Raw genomic sequence first — 5,255 nt, 5'->3', positions numbered from 1 at the left:
AAAAGATCTACAATCTCTGTGAGCAGCTCACCGGTGCGCGCTTCACCACCAGCTACACCCGCGTGGGTGGGCAGATCCGTGATCTGCCGAATGGCTTTGTCGGTTCTGTGAAGGCCTTCCTCGATCAGTTGGAGCCCGTGATCGATGAGATCGACAAGCTGCTCTCACGTAATCGTATCTTCATCGACCGCACGCAGGACATCGGAGTGATCTCCAAAGAAGACGCAATCGGCTACGGTCTCACCGGGCCAAATCTGCGCGGCTCAGGTGTCGAACATGACCTGCGCAAGGCGCATCCTTATCTCGATTACGACAAGTATGAGTTCGACGTGCCCATCGGCACCAAGGGCGACTGCTATGACCGTTATCTCGTGCGCATGGAAGAAATGCGCCAGAGCGTGCGCATCCTCAGGCAGGTGTTTGCCACTCTGCCCGAAGGTCCAATCAATGTGGCCGACGCCAAGGGGCTGCTGCCCAAGAAAGAAAAAGTGCTGATGAAGATGGAGGAGCTGATCCACCACTTCATCATCTCCACTCAGGGCATTGACGCTCCCGCAGGAGAAGTTTATTTCGCTGCGGAAAATCCCAAGGGCGAGCTCGGCTTCTACATCAACAGCACCGGCGGCGGCGTCCCTCACCGCTTGAAAATCCGCGCTCCCTCCTTCCTCAATCTCAGCATCATCTCCAAGCTGATCCCCGGCCACATGCTCAGCGACATTCCTGCTGTGCTTGGCAGCCTGGACTTCGTCATGGGTGAATGTGACCGCTGATTCATCCCAACCTTTTCATCCGAGACACCCCGCATGGCCTTTGAAGTTCCAGCCGAATTGGAAAAACGCATGGACGAGGCGATCTCGCATTATCCCGTTTCAAAACGCAGCGCCGTCCTCCCCCTGCTGCATTTGGTGCAGGAACATTTCCGTTTCATCAATGATGAGGCCGTGAACTGGGTGGCCGCAAAGCTCTCCTTGGAGCCGATTCAGGTGCTCGAAGTTGTCACCTTTTATCCTGGCTTCCGTCAAGCCGCTCCTGGCAAGTTCCACATCCGCGTGTGCCGCACTCTCTCATGTGCCATGGCGGGGAGCTACGAACTGATGGACGCGCTCTGCAAAGCCGGCGGCATCGACCGTTCGCATACCGATCATCATCATCCCATCGCCGTGAGCGCCGATGGCAAGTACAGCATTGAATTTGCCGAGTGCCTTGCGAGCTGCGGTTTTGGCCCGGTCTGCATGATCGAGGACGAATTTTATGAGAAGGTCGATCCGGCCAAGGTGGGCGAACTGCTCGCGAAGCGCGTCTGATAAAGGCATAAAAAAGCGCAGCGGTTTGCCGCTGCGCCTCTCGGTGAGACTGATGTCGGGTTGGTTTACTTGGACCGCCAGGACACAACGTCATCCTGTGTCTGCTGCTTCAAATCCTGGCCCCAGCTGTATGCGGCTACCTCCAAAGGAAGCATCTTCGGCGGAGGGCTGATGGCGTTTGCGGAAATCCTGGGATCCGAATTGCTCAAATCTGGATTGGCCACCTGCAGATCGCCATTGGTATCAAGCAGCACATAATAGACGGTGCCCCAGAGATCGACCAACCGGTATGGAGGCTGGGCGTTGACCAAGCCAAATTTGCCATTTTTGGCGATCGGGAGGTCGATGAATTTGATGCTCTTGGGGTTTAAGTTAATGCCTCCGGAGCCGCCACCGCCACCGCCACTCGAAGATGTAGTCAGTGTCGTCAGAGCGTCGACCATGCCGGTGTTCTCATCCGTCGGCAAAGCTGCGATATCTTGGCCGGAAGATGCGGAGCTCAGCAGGCTGGGATTCACTGGATAGCGGTTGTAATCGACCTGATAGCTAATGATGGCAAGGCGCAGGTCCTTGAGGACGGTCTGCACTTGGAGCTTTCTGCCATCCGCCATCAGCTTGTTGGCCTGGGAAATGACCAAGCTTGCAAGGACGCCAATGATGGTGATGACCACCAAAAGTTCGATGAGCGTAAAGCCCGGTCGTATGGAAGAGTTGGAACGAGGTTTGATTTTCATGATCTTTGGTTGGGTTTATGTTTGGCTGGTACCGGGAACGAAAGGGGTTCAACAAAACAGTCGTCGTTCCGCTTGAGTATTTAATCGTTTTTGCATTGCCACGTCAATACTTGTCATGAGCAAGCACCAACTTCGATGGCTTCGAACAAGTGGATGCATAAGCGTTTTGAGTCTTGATGCGCCTCCTTCATCGCCGGCTTTGATTGTCAACTAATGCTTGCATCATATACCGCAACGAATTAAATCCGCGCTTCAATCCCCACTGAACACAAACAACTACGGATCGCATCAGACGATCTGATATATCTTATATGGCAAAGACAGCAACCAAGGTTAGCGCAGACAAAAAGAAGTACGTTTATTTTTTCGGACCGGGAAAATCAGACGGTGATGGTTCCATGAAAGCATTGTTGGGCGGCAAGGGTGCCAATCTCGCAGAGATGAGCCGCATCGGCCTTCCAGTGCCTCCCGGGTTCACCATCAGCACCGATGTGTGCACGTATTTTTACGAGAATAAAAGAACCTATCCTGCCTCCTTGCAGTCGCAGATGGAAGCTGCTGTCAAAGGCATGGAAAAAATCATGGGTTACAAGTTCGGTGACGACAAGGGCTTTCCGCTTCTCGTTGCCGTGCGCTCCGGCGCACGTGACTCCATGCCCGGCATGATGGACACCATTCTCAACCTCGGCCTGAATGATCAGACCGTTCTCTCGCTGACCGCTGCCACGAACAACGAACGCTTCGCCTGGGACTGCTACCGCCGTTTCGTTCAGATGTATGGTGACGTCGTGCTCGGCGTGCAGAAGCTCGAAGGTGAAGACCATGAGCCGTTTGAAGTCATCATCGAAAACTTCAAGCATGAAGTCTATCACAAGGACATCGTGGACAGCGATCTGACTGCTGATGACCAGAAAGAACTTGTGAAGCGCTTCAAGCAGCTGGTCAAAGACCGCACGGGTAAAACTTTCCCAAGCGATCCGTGGGATCAGCTTCGCGGTGCCGCTGGTGCGGTGTTCGGCAGCTGGATGAATGACCGCGCGATCGTGTATCGCCGCAAATACAACATCCCTGCTGAATGGGGCACAGCCGTGAACGTGCAGGCGATGGTGTTCGGCAACACCGGCCCGACCTCCGGCTCCGGCGTGGCTTTCACCCGCAATCCTGCCAACGGTGCTAATGAATTCTATGGTGAGTTCCTCATCAATGCCCAGGGTGAAGACGTTGTCGCCGGCGTTCGCACCCCTGAGCCTGTGATTGAGCTCAAGAAGCAGATGCCGAAGTCCTATGCAGAACTGCTGCTGGTCCGCCAGAAGCTCGAGAAGCATTTCAAGGATGTCCAGGACGTCGAGTTCACCATTCAGGAAGGCAAGCTGTTCATGCTGCAGACCCGCAATGGTAAGCGCACTGCGGCCGCCGCTCTGAAGTTCTCCATCGACATGGTGAAGGAAAAGCTCATTGACTGGGAAACCGCCGTGCTGCGCAATCCTGCCGATCAGCTTGAGCAGCTCCTCGCTCCTATCTTCGACGTCGCAGACGTCAAGAAGGCCAAGGCCATCGCCACCGGCCTTCCGGCTGGCCCAGGTGCCGCCTCCGGCAAGATCTATCTGAATGCAGACCGCGCAGTTCTCGCCGAAGCAAGAGGTGAGAAGGTGCTGCTCGTCCGCAACGAAACCAGCCCCGAAGATCTTCGCGGCATGATTGCTGCTGAAGGCATTCTGACCGCACGCGGTGGTGTTTCATCCCACGCCGCTCTGGTCGCTCGTCAAATGGGCAAGGTTTGCATTTGCGGCGCCGCCGCTCTGATCATCGACTACGACAAGAAAACCGTTTCTGTCGCAGGCCAGACCTTCAGCGAAGGTGACTTCCTCTCCATCGACGGCACCAGCGGTATTGTTTACGGTGGCGAGCTGAAGACCGCTCCTTCCGAAATCATCACCGGCATGATCAGTGGTGACAAGGCCGCTCAAAGCACCGAAAAATTCAAGAGCTTCCAGCAGCTCATGGTCTGGTGCTCCAAGGCCACGCGCATGCAGGTTCGCACGAACGCTGACAATCCGGAGCAGACGCAGAACGCCATTGCTTTCGGTGCTCAGGGCATCGGCCTCACCCGCACAGAACACATGTTCTTCGAAGGTGACCGCATTGACGCAGTGCGTGAAATGATCTTGGCGGACAACGTGACTGATCGCAAAACAGCGCTCGCCAAGCTGCTGCCATATCAGCGCGAAGACTTCACCGGCATCTTCAAGGAGCTCAAAGGACTTCCTGCAACCATCCGTCTGCTTGATCCTCCGCTTCACGAATTCGTGCCGCATGAAGAAAAAGCTCAGGCTGAACTTGCCAAGAAAATGGGCGTGTCGGTCGAGAAAGTTACCGCACGTGTTGCTGCTCTGCATGAGTTCAATCCGATGCTCGGACATCGCGGCTGCCGTCTTGGTATCGCGTATCCTGAGATCACCGAGATGCAGGCTCGCGCCATCTTCGAAGCCGCTGCTGACGTGGCCAAGCTGAAGATCAAGGTGAAGCCTGAAGTGATGATTCCATTGGTGGGCTTCAAGAAAGAACTCGACCTTCAGGTCGAAATCGTGCATAAAGTTGCAAAAGAAGTGATGGCTGAGAAAAAAATTAAGCTCGACTATCTTGTCGGCACCATGATTGAGGTGCCGCGTGGAGCTCTCACGGCAGATGAAATTGCCGAGACCGCTCAGTTCTTCAGCTTCGGCACCAATGACCTCACGCAGACTGCGCTGGGCATCAGCCGTGATGACATGGGCAGCTTCTTGATGCCTTACACGGAAAACGAAATCTTCAAGAAGAACCCCTTTGCTACGCTGGATCAAACCGGCGTCGGCCAGCTCATCCATATCGCCATCGAAAAAGGCCGCAAGACCAAGCCCGACATCAAGCTGGGCATCTGCGGTGAGCACGGTGGTGATCCTGAGAGTGTCAAATTCTGCCACCGTGCAGGCCTCACGTATGTGAGTTGCAGCCCTTTCCGTGTTCCAGTCGCACGCCTTGCCGCAGCGCAGGCGGCGATCGAAGAAAAGCGTGCCGCCGTCCCGGTTGCCGCAGGAAAAAGTGTCCGTGGAGGCGCCAAAAGCGCACCCGTGGCAAAACAAAGCAACAACGCAACCAACAACAAAAAGAGGATAAACACCATGGCTAAGAAAGCTGCAAAGAAAGCCGCCAAAAAGGCGCCGGCCAAGAAAGCCGCTAA

The 5,255-nt window shown here is 55.0% G+C and carries 3 protein-coding genes and 1 pseudogene; 3 read left to right on the top strand and 1 reads right to left on the bottom strand.

Annotated features, from left to right (window positions below; translation table 11 throughout):
• Together PSV43_RS25205 and PSV43_RS25200 are read left to right on the top strand one after the other, a co-directional pair.
• A pseudogene (locus tag PSV43_RS25205) lies at positions 1 to 770 on the top strand (NADH-quinone oxidoreductase subunit D); the annotation flags it as partial.
• Between the two features lie 33 nt (positions 771 to 803).
• Positions 804 to 1,304, top strand: coding sequence for an NAD(P)H-dependent oxidoreductase subunit E (locus tag PSV43_RS25200; RefSeq protein ID WP_300204288.1), 501 nt, complete (start codon positions 804 to 806; stop codon positions 1,302 to 1,304).
• Positions 1,305 to 1,369: 65 nt separating this feature from the next.
• On the opposite strand, the gene PSV43_RS25195 is transcribed toward PSV43_RS25200, so the two are convergent.
• Positions 1,370 to 2,038, bottom strand: coding sequence for a prepilin-type N-terminal cleavage/methylation domain-containing protein (locus PSV43_RS25195; RefSeq protein ID WP_300204285.1), 669 nt, complete (start codon positions 2,036 to 2,038; stop codon positions 1,370 to 1,372).
• 311 nt (positions 2,039 to 2,349) lie between these two features.
• Here PSV43_RS25195 and ppdK point away from each other — a divergent pair.
• On the top strand, positions 2,350 to 5,255 hold a 2,906-nt coding region (gene ppdK / locus PSV43_RS25190; protein WP_345784694.1), incomplete at its 3' end, for a pyruvate, phosphate dikinase.

Origin of the sequence: Prosthecobacter sp. (assembly GCF_029946185.1) — a bacterium.
Lineage (GTDB): Bacteria > Verrucomicrobiota > Verrucomicrobiia > Verrucomicrobiales > Verrucomicrobiaceae > Prosthecobacter.
The sequence above is the reverse complement of the archived record's forward strand: the minus strand, read 5'-3'. Positions and strand labels throughout refer to the sequence as shown.